We start from the raw sequence: 21424 nt of genomic DNA, 5'->3' as shown, positions 1-21424 counted from the left end.
TTGAGCTAACCGATACTAATGGCCCGTGAGGCTTGACCATATAACACCCAAGTGGTCTGTGACTGACAACAGACGACGGCGGATACGCGAGAGACATATCTCGTCAGCATGATTCGCATTGCCTTTTTCGCCTGACGACCATAGCGTGCGGGAACCACCTGATCCCATGCCGAACTCAGCAGTGAAACCGCTCAGCGCCGATGGTAGTGTGGGAGTTCCCATGCGAGAGTAGGTCATCGTCAGGCACTTATCCCGAGAAAACCCCGGCTCATCGAGTCGGGGTTTTTTCATGTGCGAACGTTTAATGTGATCTCCTCCAAAAAAACGCCCCGTCCTCTCAAGAGGGCGGGGCGTCTTTGGTTTGGCTGACACGGTGGATCAGTCCGTGACTTCGTACAGCTCGATCGGGGTGCCGTCGGGATCGGCCAGGAAGGTGAAGCGCGCGCCGGTGAACTCGTCGACGCGGATCGGCTCGGGCGCCGCGCCGCGTGCCTCGAGCAGAGCGACACAGGCATCGAGGTCGGGCGTGGCGAGCGCCAGGTGGCGCAGCCCGCGGGCCTCGGGGTAGCTAGGACGCGGCGGCGGCGAGGGGAAGGAGAACAGCTCGAGCTGAATGCCGCCCGGCAGGCGCAGGTCGAGCTTGTGGCTGTCGCGTTCCTCGCGATAGGCCTCGTTGAGGATTTCGGCGTCCATCACCTCGAGGTAGAAACGTCTGGCGCGTGGGTAGTCGGCGGTGATCAGCGCCACGTGGTGCACGCGGCTCAGGGGCAGTCGTGAGTCGGCCATGGGGGCCTCGGTATCGGTCGGGAGAGTATCGGTCCGGCGGGGCGGGCGAGGGGCGTCGAGCGACGCCCCTGACGTTCAGGCTCGGATCAGCGGCAGAGTTCTTCCAGCACCTCGACCAGGCTATCCATCTCGTCCTCGGTGCCGATGGAGATGCGCAGCCAGCCGTTCAGCGCCTCGGTGTTGAAGTGACGCACCAGCACGCCGCGCTCGCGCAGGCCGACGAACAGCTGGGAAGCATCCTGCTCGGGGTGGTGCACCAGCAGGAAGTTGCTCTGCGACGGCAGCACCTGGAAGCCGAGGCTCTCGAGGCGCGTGCGCGTGCGCTCGCGGGTGGTGATCACCGCCTCGCGGCAGGCGTCGAAGTGCTCGCGGTCCTCCAGCGCGGCGACGCCGATGGCGCTGGCCAGGCTGTCGATCGGGTAGGAGTTGAAGGAGTCCTTGACCCGCTCCAGCCCTTCGATCAGCTCGCGCGAGCCCACCGCGTAGCCGAGCCGCAGGCCGGCCAGACTGCGCGACTTGGAGAAGGTGCCGGTGACCAGCAGGTTGGGGAAGCGCTCGATCAGCGGGATGGCGCTCTCGCCGCCGAAGTCCACGTAGGCCTCGTCGACCAGCACCGCCGACTCGGTGAGGCGCTCGAGCAGCGCGGCGATCGCCTCGCGGCCGTGGCCGTGGCCGGTCGGCGCGTTGGGATTGGCGAAGATGGCGCCGCCGGCGTCCGGCGAGAAGGCCCCGAGGTCGACGCGCCAGTCGGCGTCCAGTGGCAGGGTGCGGCGCTCCACGTCGTAGAGCCGGCAGTACACCGGATAGAAGCTGTAGGTGATGGCCGGCATCTCGAGGGGGCGGCCGTTGGCGAAGAAGGCCTGGAAGGCCAGGGCCAGCACCTCGTCGGAGCCGTTGCCGACGAACACCTGCTCGACCTCGACGCCGAACTCCCGGGCCAGCGCCTCGCGCAGGCCATGCGACTCGGGATCGGGATAGCGGCGCAGATGGTCGGCCGGAAACTCCCGCAGCACCGCCTCGACGCCCGGCGCCGGCGGATAGGGGTTCTCGTTGGTATTCAGCTTGATCAGGCGCTCGCGCGGCTGTTCGCCGGGAACGTAGGGCGTCAGCTCGCGGACCTTGGGGCTCCAGAACTTGCTCATCGTCACTTCTCGGATCGTGGGGCAATCCGTTCATGGTCGCCCGGGGGCGACGCCCGCGCAAGCCGGCCCGCGGATGATCGCCGGACGAGGGGCAAGCCGGTGCTGTTCGGGCTGTGCGCTGTTCCCACGAGAGGTTATGCTGTGGGGCAGGCTGCCGTGAAGGCGGCGTCATGCCCATTGGTTAGGAGGACGAATATGCAAATCAGGACGTTGCTGGCCGGTTCCGCGATGCTTGCCCTGCTGGCAGGTTGTGCGGGTGGCCCTGGCGGGCAGGGCACCGAGCCCGGAATGGAAGCGACCCAGAGCACCTACCAGGGCACGCTGCCCTGCCGTAACTGCGAAGGGATCGATCTGAACGTGACCATGATGGGCGATGCCCAGAGCCCTGCCGCGGATCGCACCTTCGACCTGCAGGCCTCCTACCGCGGCCACCCGCAGAATCCGCCGGACGAGAACTACGAAGGTCGCTGGCAGCTGCTCGACGGCACCGCGGACAACCCCGATGCCACCGTCTACGAGCTGACGCCCCAGGGCGAGGGCCAGACCTACTTCTTCCTGCGCCTCGACCCGCAGACCCTGGAACTGATCGACCCCCAGCGTCGCCGCTTCCAGAACAACGAGATGCTGCGCCTGAAGCGCCTGTAAGGCAGCGGAACGCGTAGCAGCGAGGGGCGGCCGACGGGCCGCCCCTCGTCGTTGGGCCTTCGGGCCTGTCATTCTAGAGAAACCGTCGTCGGACATTCCATGGCCAAAGCGAAAAGCGCCTTCGTGTGCACCGAATGCGGTGCCGAGTACAGCAAGTGGCAGGGGCAGTGCACCAGCTGCCGCGAGTGGAACACCCTGAGCGAGATCCGGCTGTCGGCCGCCCGCCCCGGTGCCGGCAATGGCGGCGGAGGCGGCGGCTCGGCGGGGCGGGGCGGCTATGCCGGGGCGGTCTCCCGCGAGGTGATCGATCTCGCCAACGTCGATCTCAGCGAGGTGCCGCGGCTGTCCTCGACCTTCGAGGAGTTCGACCGGGTGCTGGGCGGCGGCCTGGTGCCGGGCTCGGCGGTGCTGCTGGGCGGCCACCCCGGTGCCGGCAAGTCGACGCTGCTGCTGCAGACCGCCTGCAAGCTGGCCCAGCAGCGCAAGGTGCTCTACGTCACCGGCGAGGAATCGCTGTCCCAGGTGGCGATGCGCGCCCACCGCCTGCAGCTGCCCACCCAGGGCCTGCAGATGCTGGCCGAGACCAGCATCGAGACCATCCTCGGCGTGGCCGAGCGCGAGGGGCCCGATATCCTGATCATCGACTCCATCCAGACCACCCACCTCGAGGACATCTCCTCGGCGCCGGGCGGCGTGGCCCAGGTGCGCGAGTCCGCCGCGGCGCTGACCCGCTTCGCCAAGCAGTCCAGCACCGTGCTGCTGCTGGTCGGCCACGTGACCAAGGACGGCACCCTGGCCGGCCCCAAGGTGCTCGAGCACATGATCGACGCCTCGCTGCTGCTCGAGGGCGGCGCCGACTCGCGCTTCCGCACCCTGCGCGGGCAGAAGAACCGCTTCGGCGCGGTCAACGAGCTCGGCGTGTTCGCCATGCTCGAGCACGGTCTCAAGGAGGTGAAGAACCCCAGCGCCATCTTCCTGTCGCGCACCGAGGAACAGGCGCCCGGCAGCCTGGTGATGGTGGTCTGGGAGGGCACCCGGCCGATCCTGATCGAGGTTCAGGCGCTGCTCGACGACTCGGCGCTGGGCAACCCGCGGCGGGTGGCGGTGGGCGTCGATCAGAATCGCCTGTCCATGCTGCTGGCGGTGCTGCATCGCCACGGCGGACTGTTCACCGGCGATCAGGACGTGTTCCTCAACGTGGTCGGCGGGGTCAAGGTGCTCGAGACCAGCGCCGACCTGGCGGTGCTGCTGGCGGTGGTGTCGAGCCTGCAGAGCCGCCCGCTGCCGCGTGAGCTGGTGGTGTTCGGCGAGGTCGGCCTGTCCGGCGAGATCCGCCCGGTGCCGAGCGGCCAGGAGCGCATCGTCGAGGCCGCCAAGCACGGCTTTAGGCGCGCCATCGTGCCGCGCGGTAACGCCCCCAAGCACTCGCCCGAGGGCATGGAAGTGGTGCCCGTGGACAAGCTGGCCGATGCGCTGGAAGCGCTCTAGGCGCCCGCCCCGCGAAGCGTGAAATCGCCGTCCAGCGACGGGGCGGGGGCGCGGTGTTGTAGAATGCCGGGAAACGACGCCAAGGAGACCGTGATGAGTGCCATCCGTCTGACGCAGTACAGCCACGGCGCCGGCTGTGGCTGCAAGATCGCCCCCGACGTCCTCGACGGCATCCTCGCCAAGGCCGGGCCGGGGGCCAGCCACTCGCGGCTGATCGTCGGCAACCAGGGCCGCGAGGACGCCGCCGTCTACGACCTGGGCGACGGCCGCGGCATGATCGCCACCACCGATTTCTTCATGCCGATCGTCGACGATCCCTTCGACTTCGGCCGCATCGCCGCCACCAACGCCATCAGCGACGTCTATGCCATGGGCGGCACGCCGATCATGGCGCTGGGCATCCTCGGCTGGCCGCTCGACAAGCTCGGCGCCGATATCGCCGGCGACGTGGTCGGCGGCGCCCAGGCGGTCTGCCGCGAGCTGGGCCTGGCGCTGGCCGGCGGCCACTCCATCGACGCGCCGGAGCCGATCTTCGGCCTGTCGGTCAATGGCCTGGTCGACCTCGAGCACCTCAAGCTCAACAAGGGCGCCCAGGTCGGCGACCTGCTGTACCTCACCAAGCCGCTGGGCGTGGGCCTGCTGACCACCGCCGAGAAGCAGGGCCTGATCCAGCCCGGCCACCAGGGCCTGGCGCGGCGCACCATGCTCGCCTCCAACCGCATCGGCGCCGAGCTGGCGAAGATTCCCGGCGTGCATGCCATGACCGACGTCACCGGCTTCGGCCTGGCCGGCCATCTCAGCGAGGTCTGCGAGGCCAGCGGCGTGGCGGCGCGGATCGACTTCCGCCGCCTGCCGCGCCTGGCCGAGGCCGAGTCCTACCGCCGCCAGGGCGCGGTGCCCGGCGGCAGCGCCCGCAACCGCGAGGCCCTGGGCAAGGCCCTGCCGGCCATGGACGACGCCCACTGGCAGTGGCTGTGCGACCCGCAGACCTCCGGCGGCCTGCTGCTGTCGGTGCATCCGTCCTGGGAGGATGACGTCGAGCGCGTCGGCCGCCAGTACGGTCTCGAGCTCGAGCCGTTCGGCGAGGTGATCGCCGAGCGCGGCGAGACGCGCATCGAGGTGAAGGGATGAATCTGCCGCTGGTCGAGCCGGACCTCGCGCTGCTGCGCGAGGGTCGGGCCCTGATCGACGTGCGCGCCCCGGTGGAGTTCGCCCAGGGCGCGCTGCCCGGGGCGGTCAACCTGCCGCTGATGGACGACGAGGAGCGTCATCTCGTCGGCATCGCCTACAAGCAGCAGGGCCAGCAGGCCGCCATCGAGCTGGGCGAGCGTCTGGTCAGCGGCGGCATCAAGGCCGCCCGGGTCGACGCCTGGCGGCGCGAGCTGGAGGCCCATCCCGACGCCATCGTCTACTGCTTCCGCGGCGGATTGCGCTCTCAGGTCGCCCAGCAGTGGCTGGCCGAGGCCGGCATGACCCGGCCGCGCATCCGCGGCGGCTGGAAGGCCATGCGCCAGGCGCTGTGCGCGCACATCGACGCCGCCGCCGAGCGGCCGATGCTGGTGGTGGGCGGACTCACCGGCTGCGCCAAGACCTCGCTGATCACCGCCCTGGATCAGGGCCTGGACCTGGAGGGCTGCGCGCGCCACAAGGGCTCGGCCTTCGGCCGTCATCCGCTGCCGGCGCCGTCGCAGATCGACTTCGAGCACGCCATGGGGCTGCGGCTGCTGGAGCTGCCGGGGCCGCTGGTGCTGGAGGACGAGTCGCGCCACATCGGCTCGGCCAACGTGCCGCTGACCTTCTGGCGCGGCATGGAGGCCGCCCCGCGGATTCGCGTCGAGATGCCGCTGGACTGGCGGCTGGCGCAGATCCACAAGGACTACATCGACGACCTGTGGGCGGTCTATCGCCAGCAGTTCGGCGACTGGCTGGGCTGGACGCTGATGCGCAAGCAGCTGTCCGGTGCGCTGGGTCGGCTCAGGAAGCGCCTCGGCGGCGCCCGGCTGGCGCGACTGCAGCGCTTGCAGGAGCTGGCCTTCCGCGAGCACGAGCGCGGCAATCGCCAGGCCCACGAGGCCTGGCTGGCACCGCTGCTCACCGAGTACTACGACCCCATGTACCGCTACCAGCTGGAGAAGCACGACGACCAGCGCTTCCTCCATGTGGGCGACTGGGACAGCTGCCTGGCCTTCGCCCGTGACTGGGTCGCCGAGGCCGAATCAGCGCGCCGGCCGAGCGCCACCGCCTCGGCCTGAGGCGAGGAGAGAAGGTCAGCGCATCGTGGCGTGCCTGGCCCACTGGGTGAGCACCCGGTCGAGCAGCGGCGCCAGGCGGTCGAAGCGCCGTGAATCGTCGAGCATCGCCTCGCGCTCCTGGCGATAGGGGCTCTCGGCGTCGCCCTCCGGGCGCGGCAGGTGGTCGAGCATGGCGGTGACGCTCTCGGCGGTGGCCTCCAGATGGCATAGCAGGCCGACCACCCGGCCGGCGTCCCAGGCGAAGCCCTGCAGCGGGCTCGCCGCGGTGCCGCCCAGCGGCAGGGCATCCTCGGGCAGGGCGAAGATATCGCGGTGCCAGGTGAAGGCTTCGAAGCGCTCGGGCAGGTCGAAGGGGCTGGCCTCGGCCAGGGTCACGGTCTGCCAGCCGGTCTCGGCCAGGGTGCCGCGGGACACCGGCGCGTCCAGCGCCTCGGCGATGCGCCGGGCGCCGTGACCGATGCCGAGCAGCGGCTTGCGGCCGTCCAGGGTGCGCTCGATCAGCTTGCGCTCGCCACGATCCCAGGCGGCGGGCGCCTCGCCCTCGGGGGCGTCGAGCACGATCAGCGCCTCGACGTCGCCGGGTCGCGGCGGCAGCTCGCCCTCGTCGAGGTGGAACACGGTGTGGCTGTGCCCCATGCTGTCGAGCCAGTCGCCGATGCGGGCGGGCCCCAGATGGGGGCTGTGCTGAAGCAGGTGAACGTGCATGCGGGCGGCCTCGCCGATATCAGCAGAAAATCAGGGAAGGCAGGGTACATGAACGCGGCCCTCAAGGAACAGATACTGACCGTGCTGGCCGAGATCCCGCCGGGGCGGGTCACCACCTACGGGCGCATCGCCGCCATGACCGAGGGCGGCACGCCCCGGCTGGTGGCCCGGGCGCTGCGCGAGCTGCCGTCCGGACACGGCCTGCCGTGGTTCCGGGTGATCACCGCCTCGCGCAAGCTGGCCGACCATCCCGGCGCCGACGAGCAGCGCCGGCGGCTGATCGACGAGGGCGTGGCGTTCGATGCGCGGGGCAGAGTGGCCCCCGAACGGCTCTGGCCTTGAGTGAGCACAGGGACGATGCTGAGACAGCGATATTCCAAGGAGAATCCATGAGCGGTTTCTTTCAGCGCCTGCAGCGGCTCGAGCCGCGCCGTCAGCAGGCCTTCATGGCGGCGCTGTGCGAGCGGCTGCTGCCCAACTATGCCTTCTACGCCGAGGCCACCGGCCACGGCGATCCCCAGGCGCTGCGGGTCGTGCTTGACCTGGTGTGGGAGCGGCTGGCGGTCAAGGACGCGCGCATCGACTTCGATCGCCAGGCCGAGAAGCTGGCCGAGCTGGAGCCGCCGGCCGAGGACGACAGCTTCGGCGCCCGTCGCGCGCTGGAGGCGGTGGTGGCGATCTCGTCGCTGCTCGACACCCTGCGCGGCGACTCGCCGGAGGCGGTGCTGGAAGTCAGTCGCACCTCCCGCGGCGGCGTGCGGGCCTTCATCGAGCTGACCGAGGGCGAGGAGGACGGCGAACGCCTCGCCGCCATCGTGCGCGAGCATCCGCTGATGGAGGACGAGAACGGCTTCCAGGATGCGGTGCTCGAGGCGGTGGAAGGCGAGCTCGGCCGCGACGCCCTCAAGGCGCTGCGCCGGCTGGGCCGCAACGAGGGCGTCAGCAACCTGGGGCTGTCGATGGACTAGCGGCTAGAAGCGCGCACCGGCGGTCACCATCATGCCGGCGGTGCCGAACACGATCAGGTCGGACTCGAAGCGTCCCCATCGCGCGCCCACGCTGGGCAGCGCTACCGGTGCGGTCTCGAAGCGGTTGAAGGGGATCTTGTCGCGGTACTCGTCCTGGTAGCCGTGCAGCAGACCGCCGGTGAGCTTGGCGCGTACGGTCAGCCGCTCGGTGGGCTGCCAGAAGGGGAACTCGCGCCCCGCATACCAGTACCAGGTGGGCTGGTCGAAGGAGTTCTTGAACCAGGCGGTGCCGGCGAGCCAGCGCTGCGGGTTATGCAGCTCCAGGCTGACAAGCTGCTGCCGGTTGTTGTGTTCCGGGTCGGCGCTGAAGTGTCGGGTGTAGAGGCTGGTCTGCACCAGCACGTGGTCCAGCGTCGGCGCCGGGGGCCAGGCCGGCTCCGCCTCGGCGGCGGCCGGGCCGGCGAGCGCCAGCAGTGCAGGCAGGGCCAGCCTGCCTGCCACCTTCCGTGGTGATGTCATTCGTGTCCTTGTCTCCGGAGGCCTGTCAGAGGCGCATTTCGATGCCGCGTTCGGCCATGTAGCGCTTGGCCTCGGGGATGGTGTACTCGCCGAAGTGGAAGATGCTGGCCGCCAGCACCGCGTCGGCGCCGCCGTCCTTCACGCCCTCGACCAGGTGGTCGAGGTTGCCCACGCCGCCGGAGGCGATCACCGGCACGCTCACCGCCTCCGAGATGGCGTGGGTCACGCCGATATCGAAGCCGATCCTGGTGCCGTCGCGGTCCATGCTGGTCAGCAGCAGCTCGCCGGCGCCCAGGTCGACCATCTTCCTGGCCCACTCCACGGCATCGAGCCCGGTGGGGCGGCGGCCGCCGTGGGTGAAGATCTCCCAGCGCGGTGCCTCGCCTTCCTCGGAGACCTTCTTGGCGTCGATCGCCACCACGATGCACTGGCTGCCGAAGCGCTCGGCGGCCTCGTGCACGAACTCGGGGTTGTGCACGGCGGCGGTGTTGATCGACACCTTGTCGGCGCCGGCGTTGAGCATGGTGCGTATGTCGTCGCAGGTGCGGATACCGCCGCCCACGGTCAGCGGGATGAAGACCTCGCCGGCGATGCGCTCGACCATCTCCACCGTGGTGCCGCGGTCCTCGTGGCTGGCGGTGATGTCGAGGAAGGTGATCTCGTCGGCGCCCTGCTGGTTGTAGCGCTGGGCGATCTCCACCGGGTCACCGGCGTCGCGGATGCCGATGAAGTTGACGCCCTTGACCACCCGGCCGGCATCGACGTCCAGGCAGGGGATGATGCGCTTGGCGAGTCCCATGGTATCAGCTCCCGTCGCGTTGGCCGGTGAGGCGGTCGCACAGTGCCTGGGCCTCGGCCACGTCCAGGCTGCCTTCGTAGATGGCGCGGCCGGTGATGGCGCCGAGGATGCCCGGCTCGCCGGCCGCGATCAGTTCGCGCAGGTCGTCGAGGTTGGTCACGCCGCCGGAGGCGATCACCGGCAGGCCGCCCTCGCGGGCCAGCTCGGCGGTGGCCTCGACGTTGACGCCGCCCATCATGCCGTCGCGGGCGATGTCGGTGTAGACGATCGAGGACACGCCGTCGTCGGCGAAGCGCTTGGCCAGTTCGGTGGCCTTCAGGGTCGAGACCTCGGCCCAGCCGTCGGTGGCCACGAAGCCGTCGCGAGCGTCGAGGCCGACGATCACGTGGCCGGCGAAGGCCTGGCACATCTCGGTGACGAAGGCCGGTTCCTTGACCGCCTTGGTGCCGATGATGACCTGGGACACGCCGGCGTCCAGGTAGTGCTCGATGGTCTCGGCCGAGCGGATGCCGCCGCCGATCTGGATCGGCAGGTTGGGGTAGGCGCGGGCGATGGCGGTGACCGCCTCGCCGTTGACCGGCTCGCCCTCGAAGGCGCCGTTGAGATCGACCAGGTGCAGGCGGCGGGCGCCGGCCTCGACCCAGCGCGCGGCCATGGCCACGGGATCGTCGCCGTAGGTGGTGGCATCGTCCATCCGCCCCTGCTTGAGGCGAACGCACTTGCCGTCCTTGAGATCGATGGCGGGGATTACCAGCATGTCCAGTCCTCTACGGGCGCTCAGCGGGCGCCCCTTTGATTGTCAGGCGCGGCAGCGGGCGCCCTGGAAATTGTCGTAGGCGCGGCAGCAGGCGCCCTGGAAATGGTAAGGGGCGCGGGGTCGGGCGCCCTTGAAACCGTTGTCATGGGCGCGGCAACGGGCGCCCTGGAAATGCTGCAGTGGCCGCTCAGGGCTCCCACTGCACGAAGTTTTCCAGCAGTCGAAGGCCGGCCCGGGAGCTCTTCTCCGGATGGAACTGCACGGCGAAGGTGGCATCGCGGCCGGTGGCCACGTGGGCGGTGACGCGACCGTAGTCGGTGGTGCCGAACACCTGGGCGTCCTCGCCGGCCTCCACGTAGTAGCTGTGCACGAAGTAGAAGTGCTCCTGGTCGTCGATGCCCTTCCACAGCGGGTGGTCGTGGCGCTGGCGCACCAGGTTCCAGCCCATGTGCGGCACCTTCAGGCGATGGTCCATGTCGTCGCGCATGTCGACGGGGAAGCGGCGCACCTGGCCGGTCATGAAGCCCAGGCAGTCGATGCCGCCGTTCTCCTCGCTGCGCTGATGCAGCATCTGCTGGCCGACGCAGATGCCGAGCAGCGGCTTGGCCTGCTGGGCCAGCAGCTCCTCGACCAGGCCGCGCAGCTCGGTGCGCTCGAGTTCGCCCATGCAGTCGCGGATGGCGCCCTGGCCGGGCAGCACCAGGCGCGTGGCGCCCTGGATGCGGCGGGCGTCGCGGGTCACCACCACGTGCTCGTGGGTGACGTGCTCCAGTGCCTTGGCGACGGAATGCAGGTTGCCCATTCCGTAGTCGATGACGGCAATGGTCATGGGACGCTCCTCGTGTCGGTCGGCGGGATCACAGGCTGCCCTTGGTGGACGGCATCTGGCCGGCCATGCGCGGGTCTTCGGCGGCGGCCATGCGCAGCGCCCGGCCGAAGGCCTTGAAGATGGTTTCCGCCTGATGGTGGGCGTTGAAGCCCTTCAGGTTGTCGATGTGCAGGGTGACCTTGGCGTGGTTCACGAAGCCCTGGAAGAACTCCCAGAACAGCTGGGTATCCAGGCGGCCGATGCTGGCGCGGGTGAACTCGACGTCCATGAACAGGCCCGGGCGCCCGGAGAAGTCTACCACGACCCGCGACAGCGCCTCGTCGAGCGGCACGTAGGCGTGGCCGTAGCGGTAGATGCCGCGCTTGTCGCCGATCGCCTGGTCGAAGGCCTGGCCCAGGGTGATGCCGAGATCCTCGACGGTGTGGTGGTCGTCGATGTGCAGGTCGCCCACTGCCTTGATCTCGAGGTCGATCATGCCGTGGCGGGCGACCTGGTCGAGCATGTGGTCGAGGAAGGGGACGCCGGTCTCGCAGACCAGCTGGCCCTTGCCGTCGAGGTTCACGGTGACCGTGATCTGGGTTTCCTTGGTGTCGCGGGTGACCGTGGCGATACGCTCGGACATGTCGGGTCTCCAGCGCCTGGGCGCGTGTCGTGATGGGGGGCCGCCGTCGGGGCGGAAAAGACGGGGCGGCCCCGCCGTTGCAAGGCTGCCATTATAGTGAAACGCTACCCCCATTCGCTACAATGCCCCAACCATGCGGCAGGCCCGGCCTGCCTCTTTCAGGGAGATACCTGCATGCCGGTCACGCTACAGCGCGTCGATCAAGCGACCTGGGAAGCGGACGCCCAGGTACGCCACGATCTGACACGCATCTACGCCGATGCCCCCGCCGAGCGCCTGCCGGCCCCGCCCGAGCGATTCGTCGACGACCATCTGGCCGCCGAGCGCTTCTTCTTCTGTGCCCGTTTCAATGACCGCCTGCTGGGGGCGCTGGCCGTGTCCCCGGATGACCAGGCCTGGTGGCTGTCGCACCTGTGCGTGCGCCAGACCACCCGCCGCCGCGGCGTCGGCTCGCGGCTGCTGGCCCTCACCGGCGAGGCCGCCCACGCCGACGGTCGCCGGCTGCGCGTGCTGGCCTCCCAGCTGCCCATGGCCGATCAGGTGCTGCTAAGCCGCATGGGCTACCGCCTGACCCAGGAAGGCGACTACTTCGAACTGGATCTCTCGCCCAAAGGAGCCGGGCAATGAAGCGAATCCTGCGTACTCTGCTGGCCGCCATCGGGGTCCTCGGCCTGGTGCTGGTCGGTGCCGTGGTGTTCATCACCACCTTCTTCGACCCCGAGGACCTCAAGCCACGACTGGTCGACGTCGTGCGCGAGCACAGCGGGTTGGAGCTGGAGCTGGACGGCCCGCTGAGCTGGTCCTTCTACCCGAGGCTGGGTGTCGGCGTGGAAAGCGCCGAGGCGCGCCTGCCTGAACAGGTCGTCGACGACGCGCCCTTCGCCGCCTTCGACCACGCCGAGGTCAGCCTGGCGATGGCCCCGCTGCTGCGCGGCGAGATCGCCATCGACGGCCTGACCCTCGAGGGGCTCGACCTCAACCTCGAGCGCAACGCCGAGGGGCGTGGCAACTGGGAGGCGCTGATCGAGCGCCTGCGCAACCGCGGCGAGCAGGCCGAGGCGGTGCTGGCGCCGGCCAGCGCCGGCCCCAACCCTCGTGGCGATGCCAGCGCCCTGGACGTGGCGCTGAACATCGCCAGCGTGCAGGTGCGCGGCGGCCGCATCGACTATCGCGACGTCCAGGCCGGGCGAGAGATGACGCTCTCGGGCGTCGACATCACCGGCAGCAACGTCAATCCCGATCATCCCTTCCCGCTCAGCGCCAGCCTCGACGTCGCGCTGCGCGACGGGCTGGGTGCCGAGACGCCGCAGCTGGCCAGCGAGCTGAGTCTCGAGACACGGGTCAGCCTGGGGCTGGCCGAGGGGCGTCACGTGCTCCAGGGGCTGGCGCTGGACACCCATACCCGCCTCGATGGTGCCGACGAAGCCCAGCGGCTCGAGCTCGCCGCCGACGAGCTGGTGCTCGATCTCTCCGGCGACCGGGTGCGGGTGAATGGTGGCCAGCTGGAGGCCGGCCTGATGGGCCCGCGGCTGGGCGAGCAGCGCCTGCCGCTGTCGCTGGCCTTCGGTCTCGACGCCGACCTGGCCGCCCGAAGCGCTCGCCTGAGCGAGCTGGCGTTGAGCGGTCCCGACGGCCTCGACCTCCAGGGCCACCTGACGCTGACCGAGCTGGTCGAGGCGCCGGCCTACGAGGGCCAGCTGAGCCTCGCCGAGCTCTCGCTACGGCCCTGGCTGGAGCGCTTCGACGCTCTGCCGGACATGGCCGCCGACGCGGCCCTGAGCCAGGTGGCGCTGACCAGCCCCATCGAGGGCGACCTGGAGCGCGTCACCCTCGACGGCCTTAACCTCAAGCTCGACGGCAGCACCTTCAACGGTCGCCTGGGGGCGAACCTCGACGGCACGCGCCTGGAGGCCGACCTGCAGGGCGACCGTCTGAACATGGACGACTACCTGCCGGCCGCCGATCCTTCCGCCGAGACCGCCGGCGGCCCGAGCCTGCCGGGCGTGGGGCGTGCCCTGGCCCAGAACGAACAGCAGGCGCTGCTGCCCGCCGACTGGCTGGCCGCTCTCTCCCTCGATGCCAAGCTGAGCCTCGGCGAACTGATCCTGATGGGCCAGAGCTTCAGCGACGTCAGCCTGACGCTGGCCGGGAATAACGGCCGTCAGCGGCTGGTGAACTTCGCGTCCGGCCTCCACGAGGGCCGTCTCTCGGCCACCGGCGAGCTGGACGCCCGCGAGACGCCGCTGCGCTGGCAGCTGTCGCCGCGGGTCGAGAACCTGCGCCTGGGCTCGCTGCTGACCTCGCTGGGCGAGGAGCCGGCGCCGCTGGAAGGCCGGCTGAGCGCCGAGGGCGAGCTGACGACCCGCGGCAACAGCGTGCCCGAGCTCAAGCGTGCCCTGAACGGCCAGCTCGCCACGCGCCTGGCCGAGGGGCGCATTCCCGGTGTCAACGTCTCCCAGGAGCTGTGCACCACCACCGCGCGCCTGGAAGGCGAGAGCACCAGCCGCGACTGGGCCCCGGACACCCGCTTCCAGCGCGCCGAGGCCAGCTTCCGCATCCGCGATGGCGTGGCCGAGAGCGATGACCTGAATGTCGCCATCCCCGGCATCGGCCTGGGCGGCGAGGGCAGCTTCGACCTGACCAGCGAGCGCTTCGCCCTGCGCGCCAACGCCCGCTTCACCGGCGAGGACGTGGACGCCGCCTGCGAGGTCAATCGGCGGCTGGTCGACGTGCCCTTCCCGGTGCGCTGCGAGGGTCAGCTGGGCGGCGACAGCGGCGAGTGGTGCCGCTTCGACCGCGACGCCTTCCGCTCCACGCTGGGTGACGTGCTGCGCGAGGAAGTCTCTCAGCGCGCCAACGACAAGCTGCGCGAGAGCCTCGGCAACGCGGTGGAAAAACTCGACGAACGCATCGGCGATGATTCGCGTCGGGAACTTCGCGACGCCCTCGATGGTCTCTTCAATTGAGCAAGCAATAGCCAGTCCCTGCGCCGACTCTTATAGTCGGCGCTTTTTTTCGTGCCGAGAAAATACCCATGACGGAGACGCCCCCCGCCATCCTGCCTCGCGACACCTTCCAGCGACGCCTGCTCGAGTGGTTCGACGTCCACGGCCGCCACGACCTGCCCTGGCAGCACGAGCGCACGCCCTACCGGGTGTGGGTCTCGGAGATCATGCTGCAGCAGACCCAGGTCGCCACCGTGATTCCCTACTTCGAGCGCTTCATGGAACGCTTCCCCGACGTGCGCTCGCTGGCCGCCGCTGAACAGGACGAGGTGCTGCATCTATGGACCGGGCTCGGCTACTACGCCCGCGGGCGCAACCTGCACAAGGCCGCCCAGGTAGTCGTAGAAGAACACGACGGCGAGTTCCCGGTGCACAGCCTCGACGCCATGGCCGCGCTGCCCGGCATCGGCCGCTCCACCGCCGGCGCGGTGATCGCCCAGAGCACCGGTCGGCGGGCGGTGATCCTCGACGGCAACGTCAAGCGCGTGCTCACGCGGCTGCACGCCGTGGAAGGCTGGCCCGGCCGGCCCGCGGTGGAGCGTGAGCTGTGGGGCCTCGCCGAGCACTACACGCCCGAGCGCCGGGTGGTCGACTTCACCCAGGCGATGATGGATCTGGGCGCGACCCTGTGCCGCCGCGGCCAGCCCGACTGCGAGCGCTGCCCCTTCAATGATGTATGCGTGGCCCGGGCCCGCGGCGAGCAGAAGCGCTTTCCGGAGTCCAAGCCCAAGAAGGCCATTCCCACCCGCACCACCACCATGCTGCTGCTGCAGGACGAGGCCGGGCGGGTACTGCTCGAGCAGCGCCCCTCCAGCGGCCTGTGGGGCGGGCTGTGGAGCCTGCCGCAGTTCGATAGCTCGCTGGAGCTGCGCGCCTGGCTCGACCACCACGCCCCCGGTGCCAGCCTGGAAGCGCCCTGGGAGGCCTTCACCCACGTGTTCAGCCATTTCCGCCTCGAGGTCACCCCGCAGCCGGCCCGGGTGAGCCGCCTCGACGGCGTGGGCGAGGCGCGGCGCTGGTTCGATCCCGCCGAGCCGGACAGCATCGGCCTGGCCGCCCCGGTGAAAGGCTTGCTGGACGCGCTGCGCCCCTTCACCCTGAGCGTCCAGGACGCGCCCCATTCTTCCTCATCCCAGGAGCCATGACCGATGAGCCAGACCGTCTTCTGCCGCAAGTACCAGCAAGAACTCGAGGCCCTGCCGTTCCCGCCGCTGCCCGGCAAGAAGGGCCAGGAGATCCAGGCCACCGTTTCGAAGCAGGCCTGGGAGGAGTGGCAGGCCCTGCAGACCCGCCTGATCAACGAGAAGCACCTCAACATGCTCGAGCCCTCGGCGCGCGAGTACCTGATGGAGCAGCTGGAGCGTTTCCTCGATAACGAGCAGACCGATCAGGCGGAAGGCTTTGTGCCGCCCGAAAAGTAGGCGTGACGGGGCCTGCAGCCGTCTTCCAACTTTTTGAATCGAAAAGAGTTGACGACAGCGGGCCATTACGGTTTAATACGCACCGTTGGCGAGGGCCAGATAGCTCAGTCGGTAGAGCAGGGGATTGAAAATCCCCGTGTCGGCGGTTCGATTCCGTCTCTGGCCACCACGTTGGGGTATAGCCAAGCGGTAAGGCACCGGTTTTTGGTATCGGCATGCGCAGGTTCGAATCCTGCTACCCCAGCCACGCCAACATAAGTTTTCGAGAAGCCGTGAACGAAGGTTCACGGTTTTTCTCGCTCAGGGAGGTTCTTTCCTCCTCGCATGGGTTGCAAGCGCCGTTGCCGGCATAGCTCAGTTGGTAGAGCAACTGACTTGTAATCAGTAGGTCCCGGGTTCGACTCCTGGTGCCGGCACCATTAAAGTGCAATGCAATCAACGCGTTAGAGCGACATCTAAACCGCCCTCGAAGGCGGTTTTTTTGTGCGTGTCTACATTCTGTCTACCCCCTTCCTCCCTTTGCCCCCTTCCTGTTCGTGTCACGTCCCAGCTTCCGAATGAAAAAAAGCCCCTCGGGACATGAGGGGCTGAAAGCCGTACCAAGCGGGGTTTTGCCAGGTCGGCAAAAAGCAATCTATCGCATCAGGGGTTCCTGAGATACATTTATTTTCATAAGTTAACACTGGCATTACGAAATGCTCGTTCTTCAGGTGAAGCTTGTCGATAGCTCGAGACGAGCGACAACCTCGAGGGGGCGGGAGCGAAGTGGCCGTAGCGCAGGGGGGGGCATGGATATCGAGGGGGCCGGCGCTCTCCTTCCGGCAAAAAAAGACCCGCCGGAGAGGGCGGGTCAGACGGCTTGCGAGCAGGGACATTCGTTAAGCCTGCTCATCATACCCAACGGAGGCATTCTCCATGCTGGAGTATGCGCCCTCATTCAGGGGGTGTTTGCACTCAAGTTGTTGATACGCCTGCCGAAGCAAAAAAAAGCCCGCCAAACGGCGAGCCGGAATCTCGGAATTTCCCAAAGCCAGATCCATATCACGTGTCACCTCGTGATAGAGCCATCCTAACTTCGGATTCTTGCACTTGGATGACGTCGGACCTGGGGTGTCCGGCTTCGGACAAAAAAAGCCCGCCGGGGCTGGCGGGCAAAGGGACTTACAGGACAGGGAACTCGGTAAGTGTGCTAACTGTACCGCTCCGACTCCGCGGCGCCCATCCAAGAATCTGCATGGCTCCGTTAGCGTGGGTCTATCGCTGCACCACCGCTCAGGCAAGCAGTGACTCGTTGGATGGCGAGCCAACGTGCCGGGGGAGTCCCGGCGCCTAGACACGATTCCCGTGATGAGCCTCTCGAGGCAGGCGCGTGTCTTCATCCCGCGAGGACAGGGGCGCGTCTAGAGGCAGCTGATCCGGTCGCGGCCATTGCGCTTGGCGGTGTACAGGGCGGTGTCGGCACGCTTGAACAGCTGCGCATGGGTTTCCCCCCTGTGATGCTCGCTGACGCCGCCGCTGACGGTGACCTGGAGTGACTGACCGTCCTCCAGGGTGAGACGGCCGGCGTCCACATGCTCGCGCACCCGCTCCAGGACGGCGACGGCCCCCGGGGTGCGGGTACCACGCAGTACCACCACGAATTCCTCGCCGCCGGTGCGTGCCACCAGGTCGTCCTCGCGCAGGCTCTCGGCGACCCGTCCGCTCAGCCACTGGAGCACGGTGTCGCCGGCATCGTGGCCATGCAGGTCGTTGATCCGCTTGAAGTGGTCGATGTCGATCACGGCGAGGGAGAAAGGCTCGTCACGGGCCTCGTGGGCATCGATCAACGCTTCGACGTGCTGGTCCAGATAGGCGCGGTTGGGCAGGCCGGTCAGGTAGTCGCGCAGTGCCTTGTTGGCCATGCGGTCGAGCTCCTGGCGGACCTGCTCGATCTCCGCCTCGTCGGTGATCACGCGTTCCACCGCGTCGGCGATCAGCCGCACCAGCTCGATCTCCATCTGGTCGAAGGGTTCCTGGCGCGGCTGGGCGCTGGAGAAGTTGAGCGTGCCCCAGACCTCGCCGTTGAGGCGCAGAGGCGTACCGATGTAGGTCTCCAGCCCGAAGGTCTGGTAGCAGGGATGGCCACTGATGCGCGTGTCCTGGCCGGCCGCATTGGTGTGGAAGACGTCCTCGGTATCGAGCATCACGCAGCAGTAAGTATCGCTCAGGGCAAAGGTGTCGCCCGGCGAGAGGTCCGCCACGTCGGAGGCGGCCCACTTGAGGATGTACTGCTCGTCGATGATGCGGCTGACCAGGCCGATATCCAGAGACAGATAGGCGAGCGCGTCGCGCAGCAGTTGATCGACGATCTTGTCGGGGCCGATGTCGGTGCGGTTCGTGCTGCTGTGCACGTCGCGCAGCAGCTGGATCATGGCGCGGTACTCGGAGATGTCCTGGATGATCGCGTACAGGCCGACCACCTCGCCCTCCAGGAAATCGGGCGTGTAGTGCACCTTGAAGTAGCAGGTGCGGCCATCCGCGAGGGTCAGGCGATCCTCATAGGTGACCTCCTCGCCCGCCAGCGCTCGTTGCAGGCGCGGCTGGATGCGCTCGAAGGAGGCGGGCGTCATCACCGTGGCGACCGGCCTGCCGTACAGCGACTCGCGATCGATGCCGATGAAGTCCACATAGGCCTGGTTGTTGAAGCGGAAGCAGAACTCACGATCGACGTAGGCCACCATGATGGGCAACTGATCGGCGAGCCGTCCGATGATGCCCTGGTCGACTTTCATGGCCGTGGTGAGCTTGATGACGAAGCTGCCATCGGCGAGGCCATAGTAGCTGCCGGCGCCGTCCTCGAACCCCCAGGTCTCGCCGGGGCGAATCTCCTGGCGCGCCAGGCTTTCGGCCACGGCGCCACCGAGCCGGGCGCGGATGTCCTTGAGCTCGGGCAGGGCCATGCCGATAAGCGCCCTCGGTTCCCGGTCCAGCAGCATCCGGGTATCGCCCAGGGCGTCGATGATGCGCTGGTCGCGCGAGACATGCAGGTAGGCGGATTGCGAGAGGCTGAGCACCTCCTCCCACCAGGCAGGTTGGTTGGCCACGCTGGATCACCCTTGTGGAGCTTTTGTCGACGATGTTCTTACTCTGCCTCTGTCGCACGCGCGGGTCTATGAGCGATTTTGCGAATATCGATCATGGGCCGTCATCGAGTCTGTGGTGGTGCGATTCGTTGCCCGACGCCCCTATCCCGAGACGAAAAAAAGCCCGCCCCGGAGGGGCGGGCCAACCTCGCATCTGGTGTGATGCTCGCTCTGCCTGATCACGAGCACGCCTCGTGATGGTTCCATCCTGGCACCGTTGTCTTGCAATGAGATGACAGGGCTGGGCGGGCCCCGATCGATATCGCGCACAAAAAAGACCCGCCGGGACTGGGCGGGTCATGCAAGGCTTACCAAGCGGGGAACTCGAGTAAGCCAGGCCATCATCCCATGTTGCTTATATGACTAATGTTTAAAAATGCCAACATTCTTGCCCGCTTTTTATTACTCAAGCGTTCAACGATGCCGCCGACAGAGCGGACCGGTTTGATTCGGCCTCGGCAACGAGCCCTTGAAATGCCGCCAGGGCGTCGCCAGTGTACGGCCCTGGGGCCGCCATGGCCCCGGCCGTGCGGCTGACCGCCGTCGGTAGCGAGATCGAATCTGAACCCCATTCCGACTGCAAAGGAGGTAGTGGATGTCAGTGCAGACATCGTCCGACCGACCGCTTCATCAGGCGACTCCGTCCGATATCGTCGATTCCCCGGATCCCCAGAGCCGGGTGCGCAGCGCCCCGCGCCCCGGCGAGGACCCGTATCCCACCCGGCTGTCCGAGCCCCTCGACCTGCCGTGGCTGAGTCGCCACGAGCCGGTGGTGAAGGGGCATGACGGCGAGGGTCCGCTCTCCGCGGCGCAGCTCGACGCGTTCGAGCGCCAGGGCTTCCTGTTCGAGCCCGATTTCCTCACGGGCGACGAGCTCGACGAGCTGCGTCGGGAGCTCAAGGTGCTGCTCGAGAACGACGCCTATCGCGGCCGCGACTTCAGCATCACCGAACCCCGAGGACGCGAGATCCGCTCGCTGTTCGCCGTGCACTTCCTGTCGAAGGTCTTCGGCCGCCTGGCCCATGATCCGCGCCTGACCGGTCGCGCCCGGCAGATCCTCGGCGGCGAGCCCTACGTGCATCAGTCGCGCATCAACTACAAGCCGGGCTTCGAGGGGCAGGGCTTCAACTGGCACTCCGACTTCGAGACCTGGCACGCCGAGGACGGCATGCCGGCCATGCACGCGGTGAGCGCCTCCATCGTGCTGACCGACAATCACGCCTTCAATGGCCCGCTGATGCTGGTGCCGGGCTCACACCGTGTGTTCGTGCCCTGCCTGGGCGAGACGCCGGAGGACCATCACAAGCAGTCGCTCAAGACCCAGGAGGTCGGGGTGCCGAGCCGCGAGGCGCTGCGCCGACTGATCGATCGGCACGGCATCGAGGCGCCCACCGGCGCCGCCGGCGGGCTGCTGCTGTTCGACTGCAACACCCTGCACGGCTCCAACGCCAACATGTCCCCGGATCCGCGCAGCAATGCCTTCTTCGTCTACAACCGCCGCGACAACCGCTGCGTCGAGCCCTTCGCCGCCGGCAAGCGCCGGCCGCGTTTCCTGGCGCATGCGCCCGACGAGGCCTGGACGCCGGAGGACTGACGCCGCGCCATCCCTGGGCGTAGACTGAACGGCAGTGTCGTCCCATTCGTCAGCCAGGAGTCGCATCGTCATGCGTTTCATTCCCCGTTTCACCGATGGTCGGGCCTGTCCCCAGCCGCTGGGCAAGATCGTCTGCGTCGGTCGCAACTACGCCGAGCATGCCCGGGAGCTCGACAACCCGGTGCCCAGCGAGCCGCTGCTGTTCATCAAGCCGGCTACCAGCGCGGTGAGCCTCGAGGAGGCGATCGATGCGCCCTTCGCCCGTGGCGAGGTGCACTTCGAGACCGAGCTGGCGCTGCTGGTGGGCGAGACGCTGAAGGACGTCGGCGCCGCCGAGGCGGAGCGGGCCATCGTCGGCATCGGTCTGGCGCTGGACCTGACCCTGCGCGACGTCCAGGGCAAGCTCAAGGAGAAGGGGCATCCCTGGGAGGTGGCCAAGGGCTTCGATGGTGCCTGTCCGATGTCCGCCTTCCTGCCGCTCGGCGAGGTGCCGAACTGGAGCGCCCTGGCCTTCACCCTGGCGGTGGACGGCGAGGAGCGCCAGCACGGCCACGGCGCCGACATGCTGTTTCCGGTGCCCGATCTGGTCGCCGAGATGAGTCGCCACTTCACCCTGGAACCGGGCGACGTGGTGCTCACCGGCACGCCCGCCGGTGTCGGCGAGCTTCCCCGCGGCGCCGAGCTGCGCCTGTCGCTGACCGGCGGGCTGGAGGTCGTGACCCGCGTGGTCGATTGACGCGACGCGAGGGCTCGGAAACGCGAAGGCCCCC

Annotated in this window: 21 protein-coding genes, 3 tRNA genes and 1 rRNA gene; 16 read left to right on the top strand and 9 right to left on the bottom strand. The window is 68.3% G+C overall.

What is annotated here, in order from left to right:
* The first annotated feature begins 130 nt into the window (after window positions 1-130).
* Window positions 131-245: ribosomal RNA gene (gene rrf, locus CVH10_RS13930) — 5S ribosomal RNA — on the top strand.
* A gap of 133 nt (window positions 246-378) precedes the next feature.
* Here the strand turns inward: rrf and CVH10_RS13925 are convergent.
* On the bottom strand, window positions 379-786 hold the full coding sequence (locus CVH10_RS13925) for a VOC family protein (protein WP_106488988.1): 408 nt from the start codon (window positions 784-786) through the stop codon (window positions 379-381).
* An 86-nt stretch (window positions 787-872) separates the two neighbouring features.
* Window positions 873-1928, bottom strand: a complete 1056-nt coding sequence (gene hisC, locus CVH10_RS13920; RefSeq protein WP_106488987.1) for a histidinol-phosphate transaminase — start codon at window positions 1926-1928, stop codon at window positions 873-875.
* A gap of 195 nt (window positions 1929-2123) precedes the next feature.
* Between hisC and CVH10_RS13915 the strand changes: the two genes are divergently transcribed.
* The 4 genes from CVH10_RS13915 to mnmH all read left to right on the top strand — a co-directional run bounded on the left by CVH10_RS13915 (window position 2124) and on the right by mnmH (window position 6313).
* Window positions 2124-2573, top strand: coding sequence for a copper resistance protein NlpE N-terminal domain-containing protein (locus tag CVH10_RS13915; protein WP_035594702.1), 450 nt, complete (start codon window positions 2124-2126; stop codon window positions 2571-2573).
* Between the two features lie 99 nt (window positions 2574-2672).
* Entirely contained in the window at window positions 2673-4061 is a 1389-nt protein-coding gene (gene radA / locus CVH10_RS13910; RefSeq protein ID WP_035594706.1) for a DNA repair protein RadA, read from the top strand.
* Window positions 4062-4154: 93 nt separating this feature from the next.
* Window positions 4155-5192: a selenide, water dikinase SelD gene (selD, locus tag CVH10_RS13905; RefSeq protein ID WP_035594709.1), complete on the top strand. Its 1038-nt coding sequence runs from the start codon at window positions 4155-4157 to the stop codon at window positions 5190-5192.
* The gene (gene mnmH, locus CVH10_RS13900) at window positions 5189-6313 is read left to right on the top strand and encodes a tRNA 2-selenouridine(34) synthase MnmH (protein ID WP_106488986.1); all 1125 of its coding nucleotides are present in this window, start codon (window positions 5189-5191) and stop codon (window positions 6311-6313) included. Before selD ends, mnmH begins: the two co-directional genes overlap by 4 nt.
* Before the next feature lie 15 nt (window positions 6314-6328).
* Here mnmH and CVH10_RS13895 read toward each other — a convergent pair whose 3' ends face one another.
* Window positions 6329-7018, bottom strand: coding sequence for a type 1 glutamine amidotransferase (locus tag CVH10_RS13895; RefSeq protein ID WP_106488985.1), 690 nt, complete (start codon window positions 7016-7018; stop codon window positions 6329-6331).
* Window positions 7019-7066: 48 nt separating this feature from the next.
* Here CVH10_RS13895 and CVH10_RS13890 point away from each other — a divergent pair, with 48 nt between their 5' ends.
* Window positions 7067-7360 (top strand): MGMT family protein, encoded by a 294-nt coding sequence (locus CVH10_RS13890; protein WP_016856598.1) that lies wholly within the window; start codon window positions 7067-7069, stop codon window positions 7358-7360.
* A gap of 47 nt (window positions 7361-7407) precedes the next feature.
* The gene (locus CVH10_RS13885) at window positions 7408-7986 is read left to right on the top strand and encodes a YjaG family protein (protein WP_106488984.1); all 579 of its coding nucleotides are present in this window, start codon (window positions 7408-7410) and stop codon (window positions 7984-7986) included.
* A 3-nt stretch (window positions 7987-7989) separates the two neighbouring features.
* Here CVH10_RS13885 and CVH10_RS13880 read toward each other — a convergent pair whose 3' ends face one another.
* From CVH10_RS13880 to hisB, 5 genes are all read right to left on the bottom strand, one after another.
* Entirely contained in the window at window positions 7990-8505 is a 516-nt protein-coding gene (locus tag CVH10_RS13880) for a hypothetical protein (protein ID WP_052052420.1), read from the bottom strand.
* 25 nt (window positions 8506-8530) lie between these two features.
* Window positions 8531-9304 (bottom strand): imidazole glycerol phosphate synthase subunit HisF, encoded by a 774-nt coding sequence (gene hisF, locus CVH10_RS13875; RefSeq protein ID WP_046078126.1) that lies wholly within the window; start codon window positions 9302-9304, stop codon window positions 8531-8533.
* Between the two features lie 4 nt (window positions 9305-9308).
* Complete coding sequence (gene hisA, locus CVH10_RS13870) at window positions 9309-10061, bottom strand: 1-(5-phosphoribosyl)-5-[(5-phosphoribosylamino)methylideneamino]imidazole-4-carboxamide isomerase (protein WP_035594723.1); 753 nt, start codon at window positions 10059-10061, stop codon at window positions 9309-9311.
* A gap of 187 nt (window positions 10062-10248) precedes the next feature.
* Window positions 10249-10890: an imidazole glycerol phosphate synthase subunit HisH gene (gene hisH, locus CVH10_RS13865; RefSeq protein WP_035594726.1), complete on the bottom strand. Its 642-nt coding sequence runs from the start codon at window positions 10888-10890 to the stop codon at window positions 10249-10251.
* Window positions 10891-10918: 28 nt separating this feature from the next.
* Window positions 10919-11512 (bottom strand): imidazoleglycerol-phosphate dehydratase HisB, encoded by a 594-nt coding sequence (gene hisB, locus CVH10_RS13860; RefSeq protein ID WP_035594728.1) that lies wholly within the window; start codon window positions 11510-11512, stop codon window positions 10919-10921.
* A 174-nt stretch (window positions 11513-11686) separates the two neighbouring features.
* On the opposite strand from hisB, the gene CVH10_RS13855 reads away from it, so the two are divergent.
* From CVH10_RS13855 to CVH10_RS13825, 7 genes are all read left to right on the top strand, one after another.
* A complete protein-coding gene (locus tag CVH10_RS13855) occupies window positions 11687-12139 on the top strand; it encodes an acetyl-CoA sensor PanZ family protein (RefSeq protein ID WP_035594730.1) in 453 nt (150 codons plus the stop codon).
* Window positions 12136-14478 carry an AsmA family protein gene (locus tag CVH10_RS13850; RefSeq protein WP_106488983.1) on the top strand — a complete coding sequence of 781 codons (2343 nt, stop codon included), beginning with the start codon at window positions 12136-12138 and terminating at the stop codon, window positions 14476-14478. Before CVH10_RS13855 ends, CVH10_RS13850 begins: the two co-directional genes overlap by 4 nt.
* Window positions 14479-14546: 68 nt before the next feature.
* On the top strand, window positions 14547-15662 hold the full coding sequence (mutY, locus tag CVH10_RS13845; protein ID WP_106488982.1) for an A/G-specific adenine glycosylase: 1116 nt from the start codon (window positions 14547-14549) through the stop codon (window positions 15660-15662).
* Window positions 15663-15665: 3 nt separating this feature from the next.
* Window positions 15666-15938, top strand: a complete 273-nt coding sequence (locus CVH10_RS13840) for an oxidative damage protection protein (RefSeq protein ID WP_035594738.1) — start codon at window positions 15666-15668, stop codon at window positions 15936-15938.
* A gap of 93 nt (window positions 15939-16031) precedes the next feature.
* Window positions 16032-16107, top strand: a tRNA-Phe gene (locus CVH10_RS13835).
* Window positions 16108-16110: 3 nt separating this feature from the next.
* Window positions 16111-16185 (top strand) — tRNA-Gln (locus CVH10_RS13830).
* A gap of 96 nt (window positions 16186-16281) precedes the next feature.
* Window positions 16282-16357 (top strand) — tRNA-Thr (locus CVH10_RS13825).
* A gap of 981 nt (window positions 16358-17338) precedes the next feature.
* Here CVH10_RS13825 and CVH10_RS13820 read toward each other — a convergent pair.
* Window positions 17339-19021, bottom strand: coding sequence for a diguanylate cyclase (locus tag CVH10_RS13820; RefSeq protein ID WP_106488981.1), 1683 nt, complete (start codon window positions 19019-19021; stop codon window positions 17339-17341).
* Between the two features lie 634 nt (window positions 19022-19655).
* Between CVH10_RS13820 and thpD the strand changes: the two genes are divergently transcribed.
* The gene (thpD, locus tag CVH10_RS13815) at window positions 19656-20654 is read left to right on the top strand and encodes an ectoine hydroxylase (protein WP_106488980.1); all 999 of its coding nucleotides are present in this window, start codon (window positions 19656-19658) and stop codon (window positions 20652-20654) included.
* A gap of 70 nt (window positions 20655-20724) precedes the next feature.
* Complete coding sequence (locus CVH10_RS13810) at window positions 20725-21390, top strand: fumarylacetoacetate hydrolase family protein (RefSeq protein WP_035594743.1); 666 nt, start codon at window positions 20725-20727, stop codon at window positions 21388-21390.
* The last annotated feature ends 34 nt before the right edge of the window (window positions 21391-21424 follow it).

Origin of the sequence: Halomonas sp. ND22Bw, from assembly GCF_003011945.1 — a bacterium.
In the GTDB taxonomy this organism is placed as follows: Bacteria; Pseudomonadota; Gammaproteobacteria; order Pseudomonadales; family Halomonadaceae; genus Halomonas; species Halomonas halophila.
This window is presented reverse-complemented; position numbering and strand designations above follow the sequence as displayed.